The following is a 22,249-nucleotide window of genomic DNA, read 5'->3' as shown; positions in this document are numbered from 1 at the left end:
GCCACAACTTCCCGCTTTGGCACAAGGCGCAGTAAAGGATTAACCCCCTATAAAGCGGCTTGCGCCCCTCCCCCGCTTTGTGCGACGCGGGCCGCGCATGTTCGATCGACTGTCCAGCCTTGTCATCGCACTGACGCTGATCGGCATCGCGGCGATTTTCGCCGCACTGGCGGGCGGCGATCCGCTGGGCATCGCCATGATGCTGACAGCAGGTGTCCTTGCAGCCGCGACGGTTTACAGCGCGCTGCCTCCGGCCGCGGTCGAAGGCTCTGCGGCAGCGCAAGCGCCTGCCGAAGCGCCGCCGGTCTCGTTTCTGCGCCATCCCGATTTCGCTCGCTGGGTCGATCAGGAAAAAGACCCGTTGCTCGGCGTCGCCGACAATATCGTGGCGATTGCCAACGACGCCGCGATCCGACTGCTCGGCCGGCATATCGTCGGCGCCGACATCCGCACCGCGATCCGCCACCCCGTTGCCGCCGAATGGCTGTCGCGCAACGATGCCGATGCCGCGCTCGAGACGATCAATCTCCTCGATTTCCCTCGTCCGGGGCAACGCTGGACAATGCGCGTCGCGGCATTGTCGAACCGCGAAAGGATCGTGTTCCTCGCGGATCGGTCGGCACTGGACGCCGCCGACCGGATGCGGTCCGATTTCGTCGCCAATGCAAGCCACGAGCTGCGCACGCCGCTTGCCGCCATTCTTGGCTATGTCGAAACGCTCCAGGACATGAACGGCGAAGCCGACGCGCCGACGCGGCACCGCTTCCTTTCGATTATCGAACGCGAGGCGCGGCGGATGCAACAGCTGGTCATCGACCTGCTGTCGATCTCGCGCGTCGAGGCCGACCGCTTCCGCCGCCCGACCACCGAAGTCGACCTGACCGCAATCGTGCGCCACACCATCGCGCAACTGCAAGACAGCGAGGCCGAGCGACCCCGAGACATCGTCGCGGTTTTGGATGACGCGCCGCTGCTCATGCTGGGCGACGCGGCACAACTGGGCCAGCTGGCCCACAACATCATTTCGAACGCGATGAAATATGGACGCCCCCGAACGCCGGTGACGGTCGAGCTGCTGCGCGAAGGGGCGCGCGTCCGGCTGTCGGTGAGCGACGAAGGCGATGGAATTGCGCCGGACCATATCCCGCGGCTGACCGAACGCTTTTACCGCGTCGACGAGGCACGCAGCCGTTCGGTCGGCGGCACCGGCCTCGGCCTCGCCATCGTCAAGCATATCGGCGAGCGCCACCAGGGCCAGCTCGACATCGCCAGCGAACTGGGCAAGGGCACCCGCGTTTCGGTGACGTTCCCGCTCGTGACCGGTGCCCAGGGCGAGAACTCCTAGGATCAGGACCCTATAGGATGGAGTCCTAGTCGATCCGGTCGAGCAACCCGGCAATCATGCCGAACATCTCGTCGATCTGCTCCTTCTCGACGATCAGCGGCGGCGACAGGGCAATGATGTCGCCGGTCGCGCGCACCAGCAAGCCGTTATCGAAACAGGCATGGAACAGCTCCATCGCGCGCGCAGTCGGTGCGCCGGGGCGCGGATCGAGTTCGATCCCGGCGACAAGGCCGATCGTGCGGATGTCTATGACATGTCGCCGCCCTTTCAGGCTTTGCGCTGCATCCTCCCAATAGGCGCCGAGCGTGCTTGCCCGGTCGAACAGCCCGTCGCGCGCGTAAAGGTCGAGCGTCGCCAGTCCCGCCGCGCTCGCCAGCGGATGCCCCGAATAGGTGTAGCCGTGGAAAAGCTCGATTCCGCCCGGTACGCTTTCGATCAGCACATCGTGCAACGCGCGCTTCACCGCCACCGCGCCCATCGGCACCGCAGCGTTGGTCAGCCCCTTTGCCATCGTGATGATGTCGGGCGTCACACCCCACGCCTCTGCCGCAGTTGCGCCGCCGACGCGGCCAAAGGCCGTGATGACCTCATCGAAAATCAGGATGATGCCATGACGGTCGCAAATCTCGCGCAGCCGCGCCAGATAACCGACGGGCGGTATCAGCACGCCGGTCGAGCCCGCCATCGGCTCGACGATCACCGCGGCGATCGTTTCGGCGCCATGCAGGTCGACGAGGCGTTGCAGGTCGTCGGCGAGTTCGGCGCCGTGCTGCGGGAAGCCGCGACTGAAGGCGTTGCGCTTTGGATCGTGCGTATGGCGGAGATGATCGACGCCCGGCAATCCGCCGCCGAAGGCCCGGCGATTGTTGACGATGCCGCCGACGCTGATCCCGCCAAAGCCCGTGCCATGATAGCCACGTTCGCGCCCGATCAGCCGCGTACGCATTCCCTGCCCATTGGCACGCTGAACCGCCAGCGCGATTTTCAGCGCGGTATCGACCGATTCGGAGCCGCTGTTGGTGAAGAAAATGCGGTCGAGCCCCGCCGGCATCAGCGCGCCAAGGCGCTGCGCAAGCTCGAAGGCACGCGGGTGGCCGAGCTGAAAGGTCGGCGCGAAATCGAGCGTCGCGGCGGTGTCGGCGATGGCCTTTGCAATCTCGGCCCGGCAATGGCCCGCATTGCTGCACCAAAGGCCCGACGTGCCGTCGAGTATCTGCCGCCCGTCGCTTGACTGGTAATACATCCCGCGCGCCGAAACGAGCTGACGCGGCTGGCTCTTGAACGCTCGGTTGGCGGTGAAGGGCATCCAGAAGGCGGCCAGTTGGTCGTTGTCACCGTGCATTCTAACCTGCTCCTGCCTCTTCATGGAGATCAATCTGGCGCGCCCTCGCGGCGCTGGCAATGCCGAAAATCCGCCGGATAACCGCCCTCTGGCGCTTCATCGCGCCTTGCGATAGGCTCTGACCTTCCACAAAGAGGGCCGATCCTGCGGCCCAATCGGGGGCGCATGTCAGTTAATCTGGAACAATGGATCAGCGACCATAATATCGACGAAGTCGAATGTATCGTCCCCGACATCAACGGGGTTCAGCGCGGCAAGGTTCTCCCCGCGCGCAAATTCCTAACCTCGGTCAAGGACAAGTCGCTGCGCATTCCGGGCAGCGTCTTCATCTGCACGATCGACGGCCATTACCCCGAGGATATCGACGACATCTGGGACAAGGACCCCGATAAATATCTGATCGCCGATCCCGACACGATCTGCATCGCGCCGGGCTTCACCTCGCCCACCGCCTTCGTCATCGCCGACGCCTTCAATGGCGACGGCACCGAAGTCGACATCGCGCCGCGTACGATCCTCAAAAAAGTCCTCGGTCTTTACGAAGACAAGGGCTGGAGGCCGATCATCGCGCCCGAGGTCGAATTTTATCTCGTCTCGCAGAACACCGATCCCGATTTCCCGCTGACCCCGCCCACGGGCCAGTCGGGCCGCGCCGAAACCGCGAGCCAGCCCTATGGGCTGGAGGCGATGAACGAATATGAGGACATCATCGACCATATTTATGACGATTGCGAGCTGATGGGGCTGACGATCGACACGATGATTCACGAAATGGGCGCCGCGCAGCTGGAGGTGAATTTCAACCACGGCGATCCGCTGCGCCTTGCCGACGAAGTGTTCCTGTTCAAGCGCGTCGTGCGCAACGTTGCCAAGACGCACGGCGTTTACGCAACCTTCATGGCCAACCCGATGGCGGGACAGCCGGGCAGCGCGATGCACATCCACCAGTCGGTCGTCGATGCGGAGACGGGGCGCAACCTCTTTGCCACCGCCAACGGCCGCGACAGCGCCGCCTTTCGCTCCTATGTCGCGGGCCTTATCCGCTTCATGCCGCAAATCTCGCCGATGTGGGCGCCCAATGTGAACAGCTTTCGCCGGATGCGGCCCGATAGCGCGGCGCCGATCAACGTCCAATGGGGCGCCGACAACCGGTCGTGCGGCTTTCGCATTCCAGTGTCGGACAAGCACAACCGCCGCGTCGAAAACCGCCTGCCGGGAGCCGACAGCAATCCCTATCTCGCGATCGCCGCCTCGCTCGTCTGCGGCTATATCGGCATGGTAGACCGCATGGTTCCGCCGAAGCCGATCATGGGCAGCGCCTATAACCGCGCGCGCACGCTGCCGCGCACGCTGGAGGCCGCGCTCGACCGTTTCGCGTCGTGCAAGAAGGTCCGCAACCTGCTCGGCGACGATTTCTTCGAGATTTTCTATGCGGTGAAGGATTATGAGCTGTTCAACTATCAGTCGGTGGTGTCGAGCTGGGAACGCGAACATCTGCTGATGCGGGTCTGATCCGCCGAACGCCATGACCGATCCGCTGAACCACAGCTATTACGCCGCAACCGCGCACGAATGGCGGCCGCGCGCATTCGAAGGCGATCTCGAATGCGACGTTGCGGTCATCGGGGGCGGGTTTACCGGGCTTAGCGCCGCGCTCGCCTGCGCCGAGCGCGGTTTTTCAGCTATCCTGATCGAACGCGAACATATCGGGTTCGGCGCATCGGGGCGAAACGGCGGACAGCTTATTCCCGGTCTCCGCTGGACAGCGTCCGAAATTGAGGATGAACTCGGCCGCGAGCGGGCCGACGCGCTGTTCGACCTTTGCTGGCGCGACAACCGCGTCAAGGCGCGGATCGCCAAGCATGGCATCGACTGCGATCTGAAGGCCGGTCATCTTGAGGCGGCGTGGACACCCAAAGACTTCGACGCCATGCGGCACGAGGCCGAATATCTTGCGAATAGATTCAATTATCGAACGGTGGTTGTCGCAAAAGGTGAAATGAGCAGGCATATCGCCAGTCCGCTCTATCATGGCGGAATCCACGACGCTGCGGCCGGCCATTTCCACCCGCTCAACTATGCGATCGGCCTGGCTAGAGCGGCGGAAGCGGAAGGGGTTCGCATTTGGGAGGGCGAACCCGTTCGGCGGATCGTCGATTGCAGCGACGGGTCGAGCCAGATTTTCACCGAACGAGCGATCGTCAGCGCTCGCTATGTGATCGACGCGACCGACAGCTGGATCGGCGACCTCGAACCCGACCTCGGCCGCTACACCGTGCCGATCATGAACTATAATGTCGCGACCGCGCCGCTTGCGAACGCCGACGCCCTGCTGCCCAGCGACGCCGCGGTCGCCGACAGCCGCTTCGTGCTCAATTATTTCCGCCTTTCGGCCGACAAGCGGCTGATCTTTGGCGGGGGCGAGCGTTATTCACAGACGCCGCCGCGCGACATCGCCGCCTTTGTCCGACCGTTCATGGCCGACGTGTTCCCCCAGATCGCCGACGCCAAAATCGAATATGGCTGGGGCGGCGCGGTCGCGGTGACGATGAACCGGCTGCCGCATATCGGGCGGCGCGGGAACGTCTTTTACGCGCATGGCTTTTCGGGGCATGGCGCGCTGGTGACAACGCTCGCGGGCGAGCTGATTGCCGAAGCGATGGCGGGGACCGCCGAACGCTTCGACGTGCTCGCAAATCTTCCGTCGCGGCCCTTTCCCGGCGGCAAGTGGCTGCGGCGCCCCCTCGCTACGCTGGGATTGCTCTGGTATGCGCTGCGCGACCGGTTGGGGTGAAGGAGCAATTGCATGTCGAAATCGTCGGGTCTCATCGCGCCCCGGTCGGAAGCCGAGGCCTTTTTCAAGGCCAACCCCGACGTCGATTCGATCGAGATGATCTATACCGACATGGGCGGCGTGCCGCGTGGCAAGCGGCTGCGCCAGCACGAGGTGCTGGCGGTTTATGAAAGCGGCCGCATGTTTCCGGGGTCGATCACCGTGGTCGATATTACCGGGCAGGATACGGTCGAAACCGGCCTTGTATGGGAGGATGGCGACGCCGACCGTTCGATGAAGCCGATTCCCGGCACGCTCGTCCGCACGCCCTGGGGCGGCGACTATGCCGCGCAGTTTCTCGTCGATTTTTACGAGCTCGACGGCACCCCGCACGACCTCGATCCGCGCCACGTCCTCGGCCGCGTGGTCGATCGCTTTACCGACGACGGCCTCACCCCGGTGCTCGCGGTCGAGCTGGAATTCTATCTGGTCGATCCGCGCCGCGCGCGCGATGGCGGCGTCCGACCGGCGCGTCCTGGATACAGCCGCGGCACGCCACGCAATGTCGAGGTCTATGGCCTGCGCGAGCTCGACGATTTCCGTCCCTTCTTTGATGCGCTCTACGCCGCAACCGACGCGCAAGAGCTGCCGCTCGAAAGTGCGATCAGCGAGTTTGCGCCGGGGCAGTTCGAACTGACGCTGCGCCACAAACCCGACGCGCTGCGCGCCGCCGACGATGCGATCATGTACAAGCGATTGGTCAAGGCGATCGCGCAGCAGCACGGGCTCGAGGCGACGTTCATGGCCAAGCCGTTCGCGGGCCAGGCGGGCAGCGGGATGCACATCCATGTTTCGGTGAACGATACGGACGGCAACAATATCTTTGCCAGCGACGACCCCGAAGGCACCGATGCGCTGCGCCATGCGATCGGGGGCATGATCGGCAGCGTCGGCGACGCTTTTGCGCTCTTTGCCCCGCACGCGAACAGCTATCGCCGTTTCAAGGCGAACAGCTATGCCCCCGTCGCACCGACGTGGGGCGTCAACAACCGCACGGTTTCGTTCCGCATCCCCGCCGGCCCGCCATCGAGCCGCCATGTCGAACATCGCGCGTGCGGAGCCGATGCCAACCCCTATCTCGCCGTCGCGGCGGTGCTTGCCGGAATGCACCATGGCCTGACGAACCGCATCGATCCCGGCCCGGCGGTCGTCGGCAACGGCTATAACCGCGCCAATAGCGGCGACGACAAGCCGCCCTCCAACTGGTTCGCAGCGGTCGATCGCTTTCACGGATCGGCGTTGATGCGCGATTATCTGGGCGACCGCTTCGTCGACATGTTCAGCATCGTCAAGCGCGTCGAACAGGACAATTATTTCAGCGTCGTACCGGCGCTCGACTATGATTGGTATCTGCGCAACGCATGAAAGTTTCACGCAAACCGGGTCCGGCGCAAAAAAGCCTCTTTTCAAGCCGCGTCTTATGAGTCAGCTTGCCTTTTCATACAGGGAGGCCGGCCATGGATTTCAACGAACTGATCAAGCAGACCCGCGGGCGCCGCTCGCTTCTTCAGGCGCTGGGCGTCGCGGCGGTGGGCATCAGTTTCGGCGGTCTCGCGGCGTGCAGCAAGGAAGGCGGCAAGACGCTTGCCAATGGCGAAGAAGGCAAGCTGAACTTCTATAACTGGGATACCTATATCGGCGAAACGACGCTCGCCGATTTCGAGGAAGCAACGGGTGTCGCGGTGACGATGGACCTGTTCGACAGCAACGACGTGCTGTTCGCCAAGTTCAAGGCGGGCAATCCGGGCTATGACGTGATCGTGCCGTCGAACGATTTTGTCGAACGGATGAGCAAGGCCGACATGCTGATGCCGCTCGATCACAGCCTGATCCCGAACAAGAAGAATATCGACGCCGCCTATATCAACGTCGAATATGACCTGCAGCGCAAATTCTCGATGCCTTACACCTGGCTCGCGCTCGGCATCGGGTATCGCAAGTCGAAGGTGTCGGCGACGCCCGACAGCTGGAAAGTACTGTTCGACAGCCCCGAATATGCCGGCCGCATGGCGTGGCTGTCGGAGGCGGGTGACATGTTCCGCCTCTACGGCAAATATCTGGGCAAGTCGGTCAACGCCCTCACCCCCGCCGATGTCGCGACGATCGAGCGGATGATGATCAAGCAAAAGCCCAATGTGAAGAAATTCCACGAGGATGACGGGCAGGACCTGCTGCTGAAGGGCGATGTCGACGTCGTGCTCGAATATAATGGCGACATCGCACAGGCGATGGTCGAGGATGACGACATCGATTTCGTCATTCCCAAGGAAGGCAGCCAGCTCAATTCGGATAATCTGTGTATTCCGAAGGGCGCGCCGCATCCGAAAAATGCCCATGCCTTCATCAACTATATTCTCGACGCGAACGTCGACAAGCACATCACCGAGACGATCCTCTACCCGACGCCGAACAGCGCGGCGAAGGCGCTGATGCCCGACAGCTACAAGAACAACCCCGTGATCTTCCCACCCGCCGACGTGCTGGCCAAATGTGAATATGCGCGCTTCAATCCCGAGTTGCAGCCGCTTTACGAGGAGGCTTTCACGCGGGTCCGGGCGGCGTAAGATGCGATCGCGTTGAAAAGGGTACTCGCTTTTCGTCATCCCGGCGAAGGCCGGGATCTCGGCTTCGCACCGTAACGGGATGGTGAGATTCCGGCCTTCGCCGGGATGACGCTTCAAATAACGTAGCGTTCGTTTCATGAAGCCCAAGGAGGCATCGGGGGGTGGCCGAACAGGACTGGAAAACGAACAAAAGGGTCTTTGCCGCGGTCTCGTTGCCTACCCTGCTGTGGGTTCTGCTCTTCTTCCTCGTGCCCATGGCGATCGTCTGGCTGTACAGCTTCGGCGAGAACCGGGGGCTCACCGACATCGCGATTTCGGGCACGCTCGACAATTACAAGCGCGCGACCGAATGGCTCTACCTCACCATTTTCGGCAAGAGTTTCGCGGTCGCGGCGCTCGTGACGCTGATCTGCCTGATCGTCGGGTTTCCGGTCGCGATGGCGATCACCTTCGCCAGCGAGAAATGGCGGCCGTGGCTGTTGCTCGGTATCATGCTGCCCTTCTGGACCAATCTGCTCATCCGCACCTATGCGCTGATGATGCTGCTCGGCACGCGGGGTTTTGCGAATAAGGGGCTCGGCGCTTTGTGGGAGGGAGCAAGCTGGTTCAAGACGCTCGTGGGGCTTCAGCCGCTCGCGACATGGGAGCCGGTTGAGCTGCTGTTCAACAATTTCGCGGTCGTCTTCGGACTTGTCTACGTGCACCTGCCCTTCATGGTGCTGCCGCTCTATGCCGCGCTCGACCGGCTCGACCGCAGCCTGATCGAAGCGAGCCTCGATCTGGGAGCAGGTCACTTCCGCACGATCATGCGCATCGTGGTGCCGCTGGCGGCGCCCGGTATCGTCGCGGGTGTGATGATCACCTTGATCCCGGCGCTTGGCGCCTATCTCACCCCCGACCTGATGGGCGGGACCGACAGCCAGATGATCGCCAATGTGATCGAGCGCCAATTCAAGAAGGCGAACGACTGGCCCTTCGGCGCTGCACTGTCCTTTCTGCTCATCTACGCGATGTTCATCCTGATCGCGCTCCAATCGCTGCGCCGCCGCGCGCCGGAGGCGCGGTGATGGCCCTTTTCGTCCGTACCCCACGCGCGCCGCTCGAATATAGCCGCACCCTCTGGATGCGCCTCTGGGTCGGCGCGGTGATGCTTTTTCTCTACGCGCCGCTGGTCGTGCTGATGATCTTCAGTTTCAACGACAGCAAGCGCAACGTCGTTTGGCGCGGCTTCACGACCAAATATTATGAAAAGGCACTGGACAACAACCAGTTGGTCGAAGCGCTCGTCAACTCGCTCACCATCGCGGCGCTGGCAACGATCGCCAGCCTCATCCTCGGCGCGATCGCCGCGGTGATGCTCTGGCGCTTTCGCTTTCCGTTGAAGGCCGCGGTCGACGGTACGATCTCGCTCCCCATCATCGTCCCCGAAATCTGCCTTGGCGTCGCGTTCCTGATGTTCTTCGCCGCGGTGGATTGGCCCACCAACCTCGTCTGGCCGCTCAATCTGGGGGCGATCACGATCGCGCACATCACCTTCTGTTTCCCCTTCGTCACCATGGTGGTGCGCTCGCGCCTCGCGAGCTTCAATCGCGAACAGGAGGAAGCGGCCAAGGATCTGGGGGCGAGCGAATGGCAGGTGTTCCGTGACGTGCTGATCCCGCACATGAAACCCGCGCTCGTCGCGGGCGCGCTCCTGTCGTTCACGCTCAGCCTCGACGATTTCGTCATCACCTATTTCACCAGCGGTCCCGATACGATCACCTTTCCGGTGAAAGTCTATTCGATGGTCCGTTTCTCCGTGACGCCCGAGGTGAACGCGGCATCCACCCTGCTCATCCTCCTCACCGTCGTCCTCACCTTCATCGCGCTCAAGCTCCAGGGCGTGAAAGCGATTGCGGAAACCCACTGACCATGACCGATCCCGCGAAACCGATCATCCAGATCCGGAACGTCTCCAAACGCTTTGGCAAGGTCACGGCCGTCGACAATGTCAGCCTCGACATCAACGCTGGCGAATTTTTCGTGCTGCTCGGCCCGTCGGGCTGCGGCAAGACGACGCTGCTGCGCATGATCGCGGGCTTCGAGTTGCCGAGCGAAGGGCAGATATTGATCGACGGGCAGGATATGGTGGGCATCCCCCCGAACAAGCGCCCGGTGAACATGGTGTTCCAAAGCTATGCCGTGTTCCCGCATATGAGCGTCGAGGACAATGTCGCCTATGGCCTGAAGATCGCCGGCGTGAACAGGGACGAGATCAAAGATCGCGTCGCCGAGGCGCTCGACCTGGTCAAGCTCGGCGGGTTCGAGGATCGAATGCCCGACCAGATGTCAGGCGGACAGCGCCAGCGCGTTGCGCTCGCGCGCAGTCTTGTCATGCGGCCCAAGGTGCTGCTGCTCGACGAACCACTCTCTGCGCTCGATGCGAAATTGCGCGCGCAGATGCAGTTCGAATTGTCGGAATTGCAGGAAAAGGTCGGAATCACCTTTGTCACTGTCACCCACGATCAGGACGAAGCGCTGTCGATGGCGTGCCGGATTGCGGTGATCAACAAGGGCGAGGTGTCGCAGCTTGCGACCCCGTCGGACCTGTACGAATATCCCGCCAATCGCTTCGTCGCCGACTTTGTGGGGTCGGTGAACATTTTCGAAGGCAAGCTGACGCTGGACGAACCCGACAAGGCCGCGGTCGATTGCCCCGGTCTCGGCAAAGTCTATCTCAACCATGGCGTCACGGGGCCGCACGGCGCCGACGTGTGGGTCGCGCTGCGGCCCGAGAAAATCTATCTCCATGTCCCCGGCGCGGGCAAGGCGGTCACGGCTGCGGCGCAGGACGCCCCCGAAGGCCATAATTTCGCGCGCGGTACGATCAAGGGCATGTCGTACCTCGGCGACATCACGCTGTTCGAGATCGAATTGGAAAGCGGCGCCCGCATCCGCGTCTCGCGCCCCAATCTGTCGCGCCACGACCAGGAGGATTTTACCTGGGACGACAAGGTGTCGATGCACTGGCGCGCCGATAGCCCGGTGGTATTGCTGGGCTGACTCATTCGGTTGTCACCCAGACGTAGGCCAGAGTCTCCGCGTCCCTTCAGGACGCTACGGCGAGAACCCGGCCTCCGTCGGGATGACGAAGTTCAGCATCAATCAATGCGCCGCCTTCTTCTTGCGCGGGATCACATGCAGCACAGCGACGATCACGCCACCCAGCACGAGCCCGAACACGCCCGCGCCGCCTGCGTTGATCAGCCACTCCCACACCCCCGCACCCGGCAGTCCGCCCGCGACCGCATGAGCGAAATCGTGCAGCGCGTGACCGATATTGCCGATATGATATTCGTCGAGCCCGTGGAGGAAAATCTGCCCGCCGACCCACAGCATCGCCGCGGTGCCGACTGTCGCGAGCGCGGCGAGCAATTTGGGCATGAAGGCGACGAGCCCGCGCCCGATCGCCCGGCGCGCACGGCTCCCCGCCTTTGCCATGTGGAGCCCGATGTCATCCATCTTCACGATCAGTCCGACGACGCCATACACGGCGATGGTGATGGCGATCGCCACCACGATCAGCGTCGCCGCGCGCAACAATATCGCCTGATCGAGCACTTCGTTGAGTGCGATGACCATGATTTCGGCCGACAGGATGAAATCGGTGCGGATCGCGCCCTTGACCATCACTTCCTCATGGTTCGGATCGACGACTTCAGCGGCGTGTTCGACCAGACTTTGTTTGTCGGCGCGTAGCGAATGCCAGACCTTCTCCGCACCTTCGAAACACAGATAGGCGCCGCCGACCATCAGCAAAGGCGTGATCGCCCATTGCGCGACGGCCGACAACAAGAGCAGCGCAGGAAGGATCAGCACCAGCTTGTTGAACATTGACCCCTTGGCGATGCGCCAGATGATCGGCAGTTCGCGGTTCGGCTGAAAGCCGGTCACATAGCGCGGGGTCACGGCGGCATCGTCGACCACCACCCCCGCGGCCTTCACCCCCGCTTTCGATGCGGCGGCCCCAATGTCGTCGATGCTAGCCGCGGCGACCTTGGCAATGGTGGCGACGTCGTCGAGGAGGGCAAAAAGGCCGGAGGGCATAGAGTCTTGGTCTTTCCAGTTCAGAGCGCGCGGAGTTTGGGCATCGCTTCATCGAGCGACTGGCGGATGATGGCAACCATCGCTTCGATCTGTTCGGTGGTAACAATCAACGGCGGGCACATGACCAGGCTGTCGCGGATGCCGCGCACCATCAGCCCGTTCGCGATGCACGCGTCGCGCGCCATCGGGCCCGCGGTGCCTTCGGCGCCGCCGAAGCGCGCGCGGGTCGCCTTGTCGGCGACGATCTCGACCGCACCGAGCAGCCCGACCGAACGCGTTTCGCCGACCAGCGGATGATCGTTCAGGGTCGCGAGCGCTTGCGCCAGATGCGGCCCCGTAACCTGGGCAGTGCGTTCGACCAGCTCCTCGCGCTCGATGATCTCGATATTCTTGAGCGCCACCGCGGCGCACACGGGATGCCCCGAATAGGTGAAGCCATGAACGAAATCGCCGCCGGTCTTCAGCACCTCGAGGACATGCGACGCAACGGCGGTTGCCGAAATCGGCAGATAGCCCGACGACAGCCCCTTCGCCATCGGCATCAGATCGGGGGTAAAGCCCATGGTTTCATGGCCCCACATGCGGCCGGTGCGCCCGAAGCCGCAAATCACTTCGTCCGACACGAGCAGCAGACCATATTTGCGGACCACCGCCTCGACCTTTGGCCAATAGCCCTTTGGCGGAATGATCACGCCGCCCGCGCCCTGTACCGGCTCGCCGATGAAGGCTGCGCAATTTTCGGGACCGACTTCCAATATCTTGTCCTCGATCGCCTGCACACAGGCGTCGCAAAATTCCTCCTCGCTCATCCCCTGCCCTTCGCCATAGGCATAGGGTTGGCGGACATGCTCGACACCGGGGATCGGCAGGTCGCCCTGCGCGTGCATCGCCTTCATGCCCCCCAGCGACACGCCCGCGACGGTCGATCCGTGATAGGCGTTCCAGCGGCTGATAAAGACCGTGCGTTGGGGCTCGCCCTTCAGCTTCCAGTAATGGCGCACCATGCGAAACACCGTGTCGTTCGCCTCACTGCCCGAGGCGTTGAAGAAGATGTGCGGCAGGCGACCCTCGGTCAGCGAAGCGATCTTCGCAGCCAGCGTCACCGTCGGCGGCGTCGCGGTCTTGAAGAAGGTGTTGTAAAAGGGCAGCTCACGCATCTGCGCCGCCGCCGCTTCAACCAGTTCCTCGCGGCCATAGCCGACATTGACGCACCAGAGGCCCGCCATGCCGTCGAGGATGCGGTGGCCGTCACCGTCGGTGATATAGGCGCCCTCGGCGTGGGTGATGATGCGGCTGCCACCCAGGGCCTCGATCTCGGCCCAGTCGGCCTGCGCAGGAAGGTGATGCGCAACGTCAAGGCGCTTGAGTTCAGCGATATCGTGATTGCGGGGCATGTCAAAACTCCTGATTGCCTGGAAACGGAAAGAAACCGGATCCTCGATAATCAGGGCGAAAAGCTGATCCGCGCGAGGTAGCGGTCATAGCGGGTGACGCGGCAGTTCATAATTCGCCTCTTAGCGCGCGGCCCAGGAGGTGAAAATAGGTCTGGCTTTGCCTGTCGCCGTCGGTTCCCCATTCGGGGTGCCACTGCACCGCGAGCAGCGGCGCGCCGTTCGGACGCGCGCTATAGGCTTCGACCAGCCCATCGGGCGCGCGCGCCTCGACCGCGAGCCCGCGCGCCAGTTCGCCAATACCCTGATAATGAACCGAGTTCACCTCCAGCGACGGCACCGCATAGGCCCCGGCAAGCAGCCCTCCTTCGACCAGCTCGACCCGATGCCGATGGTCGAACATCGCGTCGAACGAAACCCCTTCGGGCGCATGATGAGGAAGCAGCGCCGCGTTCGTCGACGTATCGCGGCGCAGAGTCCCGCCAAGGGCGACGTTGATCTCCTGAAAGCCGCGGCAGATACCGAACAGCGGCCGCTGTCCCGCGATCGCCGCGTCGACCAGTTCGGCCATCGTCCGGTCGCGATCGGGATCGAAAGGCCCCTCGCCTTCGCTTGCCTCGCCATAGCGTGCGGGTTCGACGTTGGAAGGCGTTCCGGTCAGCAATATCCCGTCGAGCCGCCCGACAATCTCGCGCGCGTGCATATAGTCGGGCAGCGACGGGATGATCAGCGCCGCGCAATCGGCATGGCGCATCGCGGCGGTTGCATAGCGATTGATCACCGTCTGTGCGATTTCGGTTCCGACGGCGCGGTTGCAGGCGATGATGCCGAGGACGGGGCGTTGCGACATGGGATCACGCTGCCGCGTTTTGGGGGCGGGTGCCAGCGAAATTTGCGGATAGGTCGTGACGACCGCCGGGCGAACTGCCTTAACGGCCGCAGGCGATCATTGCCTCCGCTTGGCCGCCCCCGAACAATCTCTCAATGGCGTCATCGAGATAGGGCCGATCTTCGAACAGGCGCATCGGATCGTGACGGTTAAGCCAAAGGCCGCTGCCGTGCCCGTCGGTCAGCGCGCGGCGCGTCGTGTCCTGCAACAACCGCAACCGCATCACCGCGGTACGCCGCGCCGCGCGCAACTCATTCGGCGCTTGCCGCGCAAAATGGGAACGAATACGCTCGACACGCGCCGCCACCACATCGCTATATCCGTGATGCGGCCCGCGATGCAGCGCGTGGCCCGATTGTAGCGCCGCCCGTTCGGACGCGGGCAGCACGACGCCGTTCGCACGGAAATTCTGCAACGCAAATCCTTCGGCGACCAGTTCGCCGAACATCTCCGCCATCTGGGGCCTGCGAGCGAGTGCAACCGGAATCAGGTGATGGCGCTGAAAGCCAAGTCGCGGCGGCGGCGCGCCGTGCCACCGGCCGCATTGCATCAAGCGTCGCGGCCGAATTCGACGCGCACCGTCGCATAAGGGGCCGCGCGACCGGTCGGAGGCAGCACGCCAATCCGCTCGCCTGCGTCGAGCCCCCGCATCGTCCGCGGATAGCGTATCGGACCGTTCAGCATTGCATCGAGCGCCAGCCGGGACAATCGGCGTACCACGTCCGCGACAGTCCAGGCTGGCGGAATAGGCGCTTCCAGTTCCTGACCCGTAAAATGGGCGAGCCCGCGTGTTCCGATGCTGTCGACGCCGTCGACCTCCCTCCGCCGAAAGGCGACGAGATGAAGGACGGGCGGCATCCCGCTCGCCAACATCTCGGCAATCGAGGCGCGAAACTGCACCGCGTCGGACCATAGCCGCGCAGGCGACCAGAAGATGTGGCTGGCGTCGAACATGTCGATCAATAGCACCGTCGTCTTGAAAAATTCGCGCATCTGAACCGGCGACGCGGTCCCCGCCGCGGCATTGTCGCGATCGGGAAAGAACAGCCAGCATGCCCCTGCATCGCGCCAGCCGGGTGGCAGGCTCGCGGCTAGCAGGCTGGTGGCGGGATCGGTCGGATCGGCGAAATCCAGCATCGATGGCGCCGCCGTGCCCGCGAGCACCGACACGCCGCCGCCGAAACGCAAACGAAAGCGCGGTGCCAAAAGGACCGTTTCGTTCCCCTCGCCGTCGTTCAGCGGCTCGGGTTGCAATCCCATCCGACGCATCAACGCCTCGATCGCGTTGGAATCGACAGACGCCGCCAACGCCCCGACGATCAAAGCAAATGGTTCCGGTGGTACCGGCAGGATCAGATCGTCGTAGTCCCCGGGATCCATATGTTGCATGCCGTTGCTGGGTTCGCACCCTTGCATCGCAAGACTGGCGGTAATGTTCAAACGCTTATTCGCCGTATGTCCGAAAGTTAATTCCGCGGGTCAGATGGCGACCTGACTCCCCAGTTCGACCACGCGGTTGGTCGGGAGGCGGAAATATTCCATCGCGCTTTCCGAATTTCGCAGCATCCATGCAAACAGCTTTTCACGCCAGATCGGCATTCCGGGGGTTTTTGCGGCGATCAGCGTCTGGCGCGACAGGAAAAAGCTGGTTTCCAGCATCTTGAACTCGCCGCCACAACTCGTGACGCGCCCCAAGGCTTCGGGCACGTCGATCGGCTGCATAAAGCCATAGTTCAGCACCAGCCGGTGAAAGCCCTTGCCCAGATCTTCAAGCTGGCAGAGCTTGGTTTCGGGAACGAACGGAATGTCGGCGATCTTGATCGTGAGCAGGATGATCCGTTCGTGCAGCACCTTGTTGTGCTTGAGATTGTGGAGCAGCGCGTGCGGCACGCCGTCGCTGCTCGACGTCATAAACACCGCTGTGCCGGGAACGCGCGTCGCACTGTTCGCCGCCGATTTGACGAAAATCGGGATCGGCATCGCGCCTTCGGCCATTTCCTGCTGCATGAGCTTGCGACCGCGCGACCAGGTGGTCAGCAGCGTGAAGATGGTGAGGCCGATCGCCAGCGGCACCCAGCCGCCGTCGGGCACCTTGATCAGATTTGCGCCGAAATAGGCGATGTCGACGATGAAGAAGACGGCAAGGATCGGCAGCGCCTTCCACGCCGGCCATTTCCAGAGCGCGAAAAGCACGACGCTCATCAGACAGGTATCGATGAACATCGCGCCGGTCACGGCGATGCCATAGGCCGCAGCAAGGTTGCTCGACGAACCGAAAAAGAGAACGAGGATGATGACCATCACCATCAGCCCCCAGTTGACCACCGGGATATAAATCTGTCCCTGCGCCGACGCGCTCGTATGCTCGACGCGCAGGCGCGGCATGAACCCGAGCTGGATCGCCTGCTGTGTCAGTGAGAAGGCGCCCGAAATCACCGCCTGGCTTGCGATGATCGTCGCCAGCAGCGCCAGGATCACCACCGGAATGCGCCACATGTCGGGCATCATCTGGAAAAAGGGGTCGGATATAAGCTCGGTGCGCGGCCCCGCCTCGGCCGCGAGCACCATCGCGCCCTGCCCCATATAGTTGAGCATCAGCGCGGGCAGCACGAACGCAAGCCACGACAAGCCGATCGGCCCGCGGCCGAAATGCCCCATATCGGCATATAGTGCTTCCGCCCCCGTCACCGCGAGCACCACCGCCCCCAACGCGATGAAGGCCGTGAACCCGTCGAAATAGAAGAAGCGCAGCGCATTGATCGGATTCAGCGTTTCGACGATGATCCACGGGTTGCCTGCTATATGGATAACGCCCAGCGTCGCGAGCATCAGGAAATAGCAGAGCATGATCGGTCCGAAGAGCGCGCCTACCTTTGACGTGCCGCGGGCCTGGATCGCGAAGAGCCCGATCAGGATGGTTAGCGCTATGGGCACGATATAGGGTTCAAACCCCTTGTTGACGTAACTCAAACCCTCCGTCGCCGACAGAACCGACATCGCGGGCGTAATCATGCTGTCGCCATAGAAAAGCGCGGTCGCAAACACGCCCAGCAGGACGATCGGCCAGGTCCAGCGCTTGCCCTCCGATGATCGGCTGATCAGCGCGAGCAGTGCCAGACTGCCGCCCTCGCCCTTGTTGTCGGCGCGCATGATCGTCATCACATATTTGAAGGTGACGACGAGCATCATCGACCAGAAAACCAGGCTGAGCACGCCATAGATGTGCAGCCGGTCGGGTTCGATCGAATGATGCCCCGCAAAGGTTTCGCGAAACGCGTAAAGCGGGCTGGTACCGATGTCGCCGAACACGACGCCGATCGCGCCGACGGCAAGCTTCAGCCTGCCGTCGCCCTGATGCCCATGGCCGTGATGGCCGTTATCCGCGGCGGCTTCGATGGCGCTTTGCGCACCGTCGGCCGCCTGTTGCGACTCAGCAGTCATCGCGCGCCTTTAGCCGAGCCCGGCGGGTAGGAACAGGTTTCAATTTGGGACGCCTTCCGCGCCGCGATCCACCGGGACGGGCGGCGGTCCGAGTGCCTGCCGCAACTGCGCGAGGCGCATTTCAAGATCGGAGCGCCAGGGCGCATCCGCCGGGCTGCGCGCGAGCAATTCGCTCCACACCGCCTCCGCGCCCTTAAGGTCGCCGCCCTGCGCTAGCGCCAGCCCGGCGAAAAAGGGTGGGGCGGGATGCGACGGGTCGCGCCGCGCCGCTTCGTCGAACGCCAGCGCCGCCGCAGGCGACATCATGCCCCCGCCATGCGCCGCAAGCGCATTGCCGAGTCCGACCCAAAGGTCGACATTGTCGGGGTATTTCTCCAGCCCCTTCTCCAGCGTCTTCGCCGCGAGCTCGGTCTTGCCCGTGCGCGCAAATCCGTCGGACATGCCCAGCCATTGCGCCGCGGGACCAAAGCGTTCGGCCATCCCCTGCCGCTGATCGGTCAGCGCTTCACCAAACCCCTCGGGCTCGGTGGCGGCAGCCACCGGCTTGCCGGGCAGCGCCGGGCTTCCCTGCAAGGCATAGCCCGCAAGACCCAGCATCACTGCGGCCCCCACCAGCGGACGCGCCGCGACAGGCAGTCGGCCAAGCCAGAAAATGCCGCCGATCGTGAACGCCGCAGCCAGCATGACCCCCAGCCACGTCACGGCCGGTCCTCCGCATCGCCCTCGCCGCGCCGGAACCGCCCGAAGGCGAGCCAGCCGCCGATGCCGAGGAACAACAGTGGGCCCAGCCAGAGCAGCGCCGTCGCGCCGTCGAACGGCGGGTCATATGTCACCCAATTGCCATAGCGCGCGACGAGCCATGCCTTGATCTCCTCGGGGCTTTCGCCCGCGGCGATCTTGCTGCGAACCTCGTGCCGCATGTCGCCGGCGAGCGGCGCGTCGCTGTCAGCAATCGACTGTCCCTGACAGACAAGGCAGCGCAGCTCTTCCATCAGTGCCTTGGCGCGCGCTTCCTTTGCAGGATCGTTCAATTGCTCATAAGCATAGGGTGCGGGCGGCAGCCGGTCCTGCGCCGCCAGCGGAAACGCCAGCGCTGCCAGCAGGCCTAGGAGTGCGAGCCGCCAGCTCACTTCATCGCCTCGAGCTTCGCGACAATCTCGGGCACCTGATCGGCCAGGATCACGCCCTGGATTTGCTCGCGGATGATCCCCTTGCCGTCGATCAGAAAGGTTTCGGGGACGCCCGACGACCCCAGAGCGATCTGAACGCTGCTTTGCATATCGGCGCCGATGCGGTCGAACGGATTGCCATATTCCTTCAGGAACTGCGCGACATCTTCGGGCCGGTCGCGGATCGCGATACCGTCGATCGGGACGCCTGCGGCCTTCAGCGCCTCGAGCTGCGGCGCCTCGGCACGGCACGGGATGCACCAGCTTGCGAACACATTGACCAGCCGCGGCCGCCCGTCGGCAAGCTCGCTGCTCTTCAGCCCCGAAACCCCCGCGGTCGCGGGCGGCAAGTCGAACAGCGGCATCGGCTTGTCGATCCATTGCGACTGGATCAGCGTCTCGGCCGGCGTCACCAGCCGATAGATGAAGGCGCCGAACAACAGCCCCATGATCGCCAGCGGAACGAAGAGGACCCAGCGGTTCTTCATGGCGCAAAAGCCTCCTGCGATTTGCGGTACCGGCGTGCGCGCCACAGCGTCAGCAATTGCGCGCGGCCGAGCAGCGACAGCGCGGCGCCGAGCGCGATCAGTCCGCCGCCTAGCCATATCCACCACACCAAAGGTTTCCACCAGAGGCGAATCTGGTAGCGGTCGGTGCGCCCGTCGACGCCCGTTACCGGCTGGCCCAGCACGGCGTAAAGCTGCCCGCCAGGACGCGTCAGCAGCGCCGCTTCGTTCGTTTCGGTCGGCGCCGTGCCCATCAACCCCGGAAAAGTTCGAGCTTCGGGCTTCATTACAAAGCGGTCGCCCGAGGATGTCGTGGCGACCAACGTGCCTTCGATCGACGTGAAGTTCGGCCCGGCGACAGGTTTCACCCCCTCGAACCGCACCGCGAAATCGGCAATGCGGATGGTTTCGCCCGGCGCCGCCGCGACCAGCCGTTCCTTGATGAAGGCGCTTTCGGCGCCCATTCCGGCCAGACAGACGGCGACCCCGAAATGCGCCACCACCATGCCCCAGGTGGGGAGCGGCGTACGGCGAAGATTGCGTCCCCACAGCGGCGCAAGGCTGGCGACCGCGACGACGCCGGCGACGGTCATGCCGAGCAGCGGCAGGATGCCGACCTTGCCGCCGAACAGGACCAAGGCGAACAGCACCACCGCCCCGACAAGGACCGCCGGGGGCAAGCGCGACCACAGCCGCTTGCCGTCGTCCCTGCGCCAACTGAGCAGCGGTCCAGCGACCATGACGAGGCAGAGGATCAGCGCGAGCGGCCCGGCGACACGGTTATAATAGGGCGGCCCGACCGAGATTTTCTCACCCATCGCTTCGGCCACGATCGGATAGAGCGTGCCGAGCAGGACGAGCGCGAGAATCGTCGTCAGCAGCAGATTGTTGATCACCAGCGATCCTTCGCGGCTCAGCAGTGCGAATTTCTTGCCCTCGGCGACCGCCCCGGCACGCAGCGCGAACAACGTCAACGCGCCGCCGATATAGATCGCCATCAGCACGAGCAGGAAGGTACCCCGCTCGGGATCGACCGCAAAGCTGTGCACGCTGGTCAAAAGCCCCGACCGGACGATGAAGGTGCCGACCATCGACATCGAGAATCCGATCACCGCGAGCATCACCGTCCATGCGCGCAGCGCATTGCGCGTTGCCGTCACCGCAACCGAATGAAGCAGTGCCGCGCCCGCGAGCCACGGCACGAGCGAAACATTCTCGACCGGGTCCCAGAACCACCAGCCGCCCCAGCCCAGTTCGTAATAAGCCCAATAGCTCCCCGCGGTGATCCCGAGCGTCAGGAAAATCCAGCTGCCGAGCACCCACGGCCGCATCGCGCGCGCGAAGGCCGGGCCGATCTCGCGCGTGATCAGCGCGCCGACGGCAAAGCTGAACGCGACCGACAGCCCGACATAACCGACGTAGAGCGTCGGCGGGTGAAAGGCCAAACCGACGTCCTGCAACAGCGGGTTGAGCCCCTGCCCGTCGGGCGGCGCGACGGACAAGCGCTTGAACGGGTTGGACGAAAAAAGCAGAAAGGCAAAAAACCCCAGACTCAGCGCCGCCTGCGCGCTGAGTGTCGCCACCAGCGTATCCTCGCGCAGTCTTTTTTCGAACAATGCGATCAGCGCGCCCGACAGCGACAGGATCATCAGCCACAGCAGCATCGATCCTTCGTGATTGCCCCACGTTCCCGCGATCTTGAAGATCATCGGCTTCAGACTGTTGCTGTTGCGTGCGACCAGCTCGACCGACATGTCCGATCGTACGAAAAGCGCGATCAGCAAAGCGAAGGCAGCGGTTGTCAGCAATCCCTGGGCGACGCTCGCGGGCCGCACGAGCGCCCCCAAATCCTTGGGTCCCCCGCGCAGGAACATTGTGCCCGCAACCAGCGAAAGGCACGCGAGCGCAGCCGCGATCCACAGCAGCGCGAGGCCGAGTTCGGCGATCACAACCTAACCTCCGTCACCCCGGCGAAGGCCGGGGTCTCGCCCTTGGCGTTCATACGCGGTGTTGAGATCCCGGCCTTCAGCCAATATCCTGAGCGCCTGCCAAGGCAGTCGAAGGGCCGGGATGACGATAGAATGGACGTCGCTCATACCCCCGGCGCCGCCTTCATATCCTTGGGCATATCGCCCATCTGCGGCGGCATGTAACGCTCGTCATGCTTGGCGAGGATGCGATCGGCGACGAAAACACCATCGGCGCGCATCCGCCCATCGGCGACCATGCCGCTTTCTTCGCCGAAAAGGTCGGGGACGATGCCCTTATACTCGACCGGCACAGACGCCCGGCCGTCGGTCGCAACGAAGCGGATCGTCAGCCCGTCGGCCTGCCTGTCGATGCTGCCCTTCGCGACCATGCCGCCCAGCCGCATCGCCTCCCCGACCGCGGCCTTGCCCCCCTGCACCTCGACCGGCGTGCGGAAATAGGCGGCCTCGTCGCGCAGCGCGCTCGCCGCGAGCACGCCCGCGCCGGCCACGCCCGCCAGCGCGACCAGCGCCAGCACCAGCCGTTGATGCTTGGCCTTCACGCGCGATCCCTCCGCAAGGCGTCGCTGCGCTTCTCGGCCTTCGTCATCGCGCGCCAGCTCGCCCAAAGTACCGCGCCGGTAAGCGCCGCCGTCAGCGCATAGGCTGCGGCAACGAATGCCCATTGGCCGCTCCCGCTGATCACCCCCGTCACG

The 22,249-nt window shown here is 63.7% G+C and carries 21 protein-coding genes; 8 read left to right on the top strand and 13 right to left on the bottom strand.

The features are described from left to right. Positions 1-97: 97 nt before the first annotated feature. Positions 98-1,345 carry an ATP-binding protein gene (locus tag RIA72_RS02915; RefSeq protein WP_350030872.1) on the top strand — a complete coding sequence of 416 codons (1,248 nt, stop codon included), beginning with the start codon at positions 98-100 and terminating at the stop codon, positions 1,343-1,345. Positions 1,346-1,370: 25 nt separating this feature from the next. Here RIA72_RS02915 and aptA read toward each other — a convergent pair whose 3' ends face one another. Then, on the bottom strand, positions 1,371-2,687 hold the full coding sequence (aptA, locus tag RIA72_RS02910; RefSeq protein WP_350030871.1) for an omega-aminotransferase AptA: 1,317 nt from the start codon (positions 2,685-2,687) through the stop codon (positions 1,371-1,373). Between the two features lie 165 nt (positions 2,688-2,852). On the opposite strand from aptA, the gene RIA72_RS02905 reads away from it, so the two are divergent. The 7 genes from RIA72_RS02905 (at position 2,853) to RIA72_RS02875 (ending at position 11,126) form a co-directional block, all read left to right on the top strand. Then, positions 2,853-4,199 (top strand): glutamine synthetase family protein, encoded by a 1,347-nt coding sequence (locus tag RIA72_RS02905; RefSeq protein WP_350030870.1) that lies wholly within the window; start codon positions 2,853-2,855, stop codon positions 4,197-4,199. A 13-nt stretch (positions 4,200-4,212) separates the two neighbouring features. After that, positions 4,213-5,481: an NAD(P)/FAD-dependent oxidoreductase gene (locus tag RIA72_RS02900; RefSeq protein WP_350030869.1), complete on the top strand. Its 1,269-nt coding sequence runs from the start codon at positions 4,213-4,215 to the stop codon at positions 5,479-5,481. Between the two features lie 12 nt (positions 5,482-5,493). Beyond that, complete coding sequence (locus RIA72_RS02895) at positions 5,494-6,885, top strand: glutamine synthetase family protein (protein WP_350030868.1); 1,392 nt, start codon at positions 5,494-5,496, stop codon at positions 6,883-6,885. 92 nt (positions 6,886-6,977) lie between these two features. Then, a complete protein-coding gene (locus RIA72_RS02890) occupies positions 6,978-8,084 on the top strand; it encodes an ABC transporter substrate-binding protein (protein WP_350030867.1) in 1,107 nt (368 codons plus the stop codon). A 161-nt stretch (positions 8,085-8,245) separates the two neighbouring features. After that, positions 8,246-9,151 (top strand): ABC transporter permease, encoded by a 906-nt coding sequence (locus tag RIA72_RS02885; RefSeq protein WP_350030866.1) that lies wholly within the window; start codon positions 8,246-8,248, stop codon positions 9,149-9,151. Beyond that, positions 9,151-9,993 carry an ABC transporter permease gene (locus RIA72_RS02880; RefSeq protein WP_350030865.1) on the top strand — a complete coding sequence of 281 codons (843 nt, stop codon included), beginning with the start codon at positions 9,151-9,153 and terminating at the stop codon, positions 9,991-9,993. Before RIA72_RS02885 ends, RIA72_RS02880 begins: the two co-directional genes overlap by 1 nt. Positions 9,994-9,995: 2 nt before the next feature. Then, positions 9,996-11,126 (top strand): ABC transporter ATP-binding protein, encoded by a 1,131-nt coding sequence (locus RIA72_RS02875; protein ID WP_350030864.1) that lies wholly within the window; start codon positions 9,996-9,998, stop codon positions 11,124-11,126. Positions 11,127-11,228: 102 nt separating this feature from the next. Here the strand turns inward: RIA72_RS02875 and RIA72_RS02870 are convergent, their stop codons facing one another. The 12 genes from RIA72_RS02870 to RIA72_RS02815 form a co-directional block, all read right to left on the bottom strand. Then, positions 11,229-12,170: a DUF808 domain-containing protein gene (locus RIA72_RS02870; RefSeq protein WP_350030863.1), complete on the bottom strand. Its 942-nt coding sequence runs from the start codon at positions 12,168-12,170 to the stop codon at positions 11,229-11,231. Positions 12,171-12,190: 20 nt separating this feature from the next. Then, complete coding sequence (locus RIA72_RS02865; protein WP_350030862.1) at positions 12,191-13,564, bottom strand: aspartate aminotransferase family protein; 1,374 nt, start codon at positions 13,562-13,564, stop codon at positions 12,191-12,193. 106 nt (positions 13,565-13,670) lie between these two features. Next, entirely contained in the window at positions 13,671-14,411 is a 741-nt protein-coding gene (locus tag RIA72_RS02860; RefSeq protein WP_350030861.1) for a gamma-glutamyl-gamma-aminobutyrate hydrolase family protein, read from the bottom strand. A gap of 79 nt (positions 14,412-14,490) precedes the next feature. Next, positions 14,491-15,000 carry an AHH domain-containing protein gene (locus RIA72_RS02855; RefSeq protein ID WP_350030860.1) on the bottom strand — a complete coding sequence of 170 codons (510 nt, stop codon included), beginning with the start codon at positions 14,998-15,000 and terminating at the stop codon, positions 14,491-14,493. Then, positions 15,000-15,830, bottom strand: a complete 831-nt coding sequence (locus tag RIA72_RS02850) for a hypothetical protein (RefSeq protein ID WP_350030859.1) — start codon at positions 15,828-15,830, stop codon at positions 15,000-15,002. Before RIA72_RS02850 ends, RIA72_RS02855 begins: the two co-directional genes overlap by 1 nt. 99 nt (positions 15,831-15,929) lie before the next feature. Beyond that, complete coding sequence (locus tag RIA72_RS02845; protein ID WP_350030858.1) at positions 15,930-17,891, bottom strand: potassium transporter Kup; 1,962 nt, start codon at positions 17,889-17,891, stop codon at positions 15,930-15,932. Positions 17,892-17,930: 39 nt separating this feature from the next. Beyond that, complete coding sequence (locus RIA72_RS02840; RefSeq protein WP_350030857.1) at positions 17,931-18,593, bottom strand: tetratricopeptide repeat protein; 663 nt, start codon at positions 18,591-18,593, stop codon at positions 17,931-17,933. Further along, a complete protein-coding gene (locus RIA72_RS02835) occupies positions 18,590-19,021 on the bottom strand; it encodes a cytochrome c-type biogenesis protein (protein ID WP_350030856.1) in 432 nt (143 codons plus the stop codon). Before RIA72_RS02835 ends, RIA72_RS02840 begins: the two co-directional genes overlap by 4 nt. Then, entirely contained in the window at positions 19,018-19,548 is a 531-nt protein-coding gene (locus RIA72_RS02830; protein ID WP_350030855.1) for a DsbE family thiol:disulfide interchange protein, read from the bottom strand. Before RIA72_RS02830 ends, RIA72_RS02835 begins: the two co-directional genes overlap by 4 nt. Continuing rightward, on the bottom strand, positions 19,545-21,515 hold the full coding sequence (locus tag RIA72_RS02825) for a heme lyase CcmF/NrfE family subunit (RefSeq protein WP_350030854.1): 1,971 nt from the start codon (positions 21,513-21,515) through the stop codon (positions 19,545-19,547). Before RIA72_RS02825 ends, RIA72_RS02830 begins: the two co-directional genes overlap by 4 nt. Before the next feature lie 143 nt (positions 21,516-21,658). After that, positions 21,659-22,096, bottom strand: a complete 438-nt coding sequence (gene ccmE / locus RIA72_RS02820) for a cytochrome c maturation protein CcmE (RefSeq protein ID WP_350030853.1) — start codon at positions 22,094-22,096, stop codon at positions 21,659-21,661. Beyond that, positions 22,093-22,248 (bottom strand): hypothetical protein, encoded by a 156-nt coding sequence (locus RIA72_RS02815; RefSeq protein ID WP_350030852.1) that lies wholly within the window; start codon positions 22,246-22,248, stop codon positions 22,093-22,095. The genes ccmE and RIA72_RS02815 overlap by 4 nt, the downstream gene beginning before the upstream one ends. Position 22,249 lies beyond the last annotated feature (1 nt).

This window comes from Sphingopyxis sp. (assembly GCF_040216815.1).
GTDB lineage: Bacteria > Pseudomonadota > Alphaproteobacteria > Sphingomonadales > Sphingomonadaceae > Sphingopyxis.
This window is presented reverse-complemented; position numbering and strand designations above follow the sequence as displayed.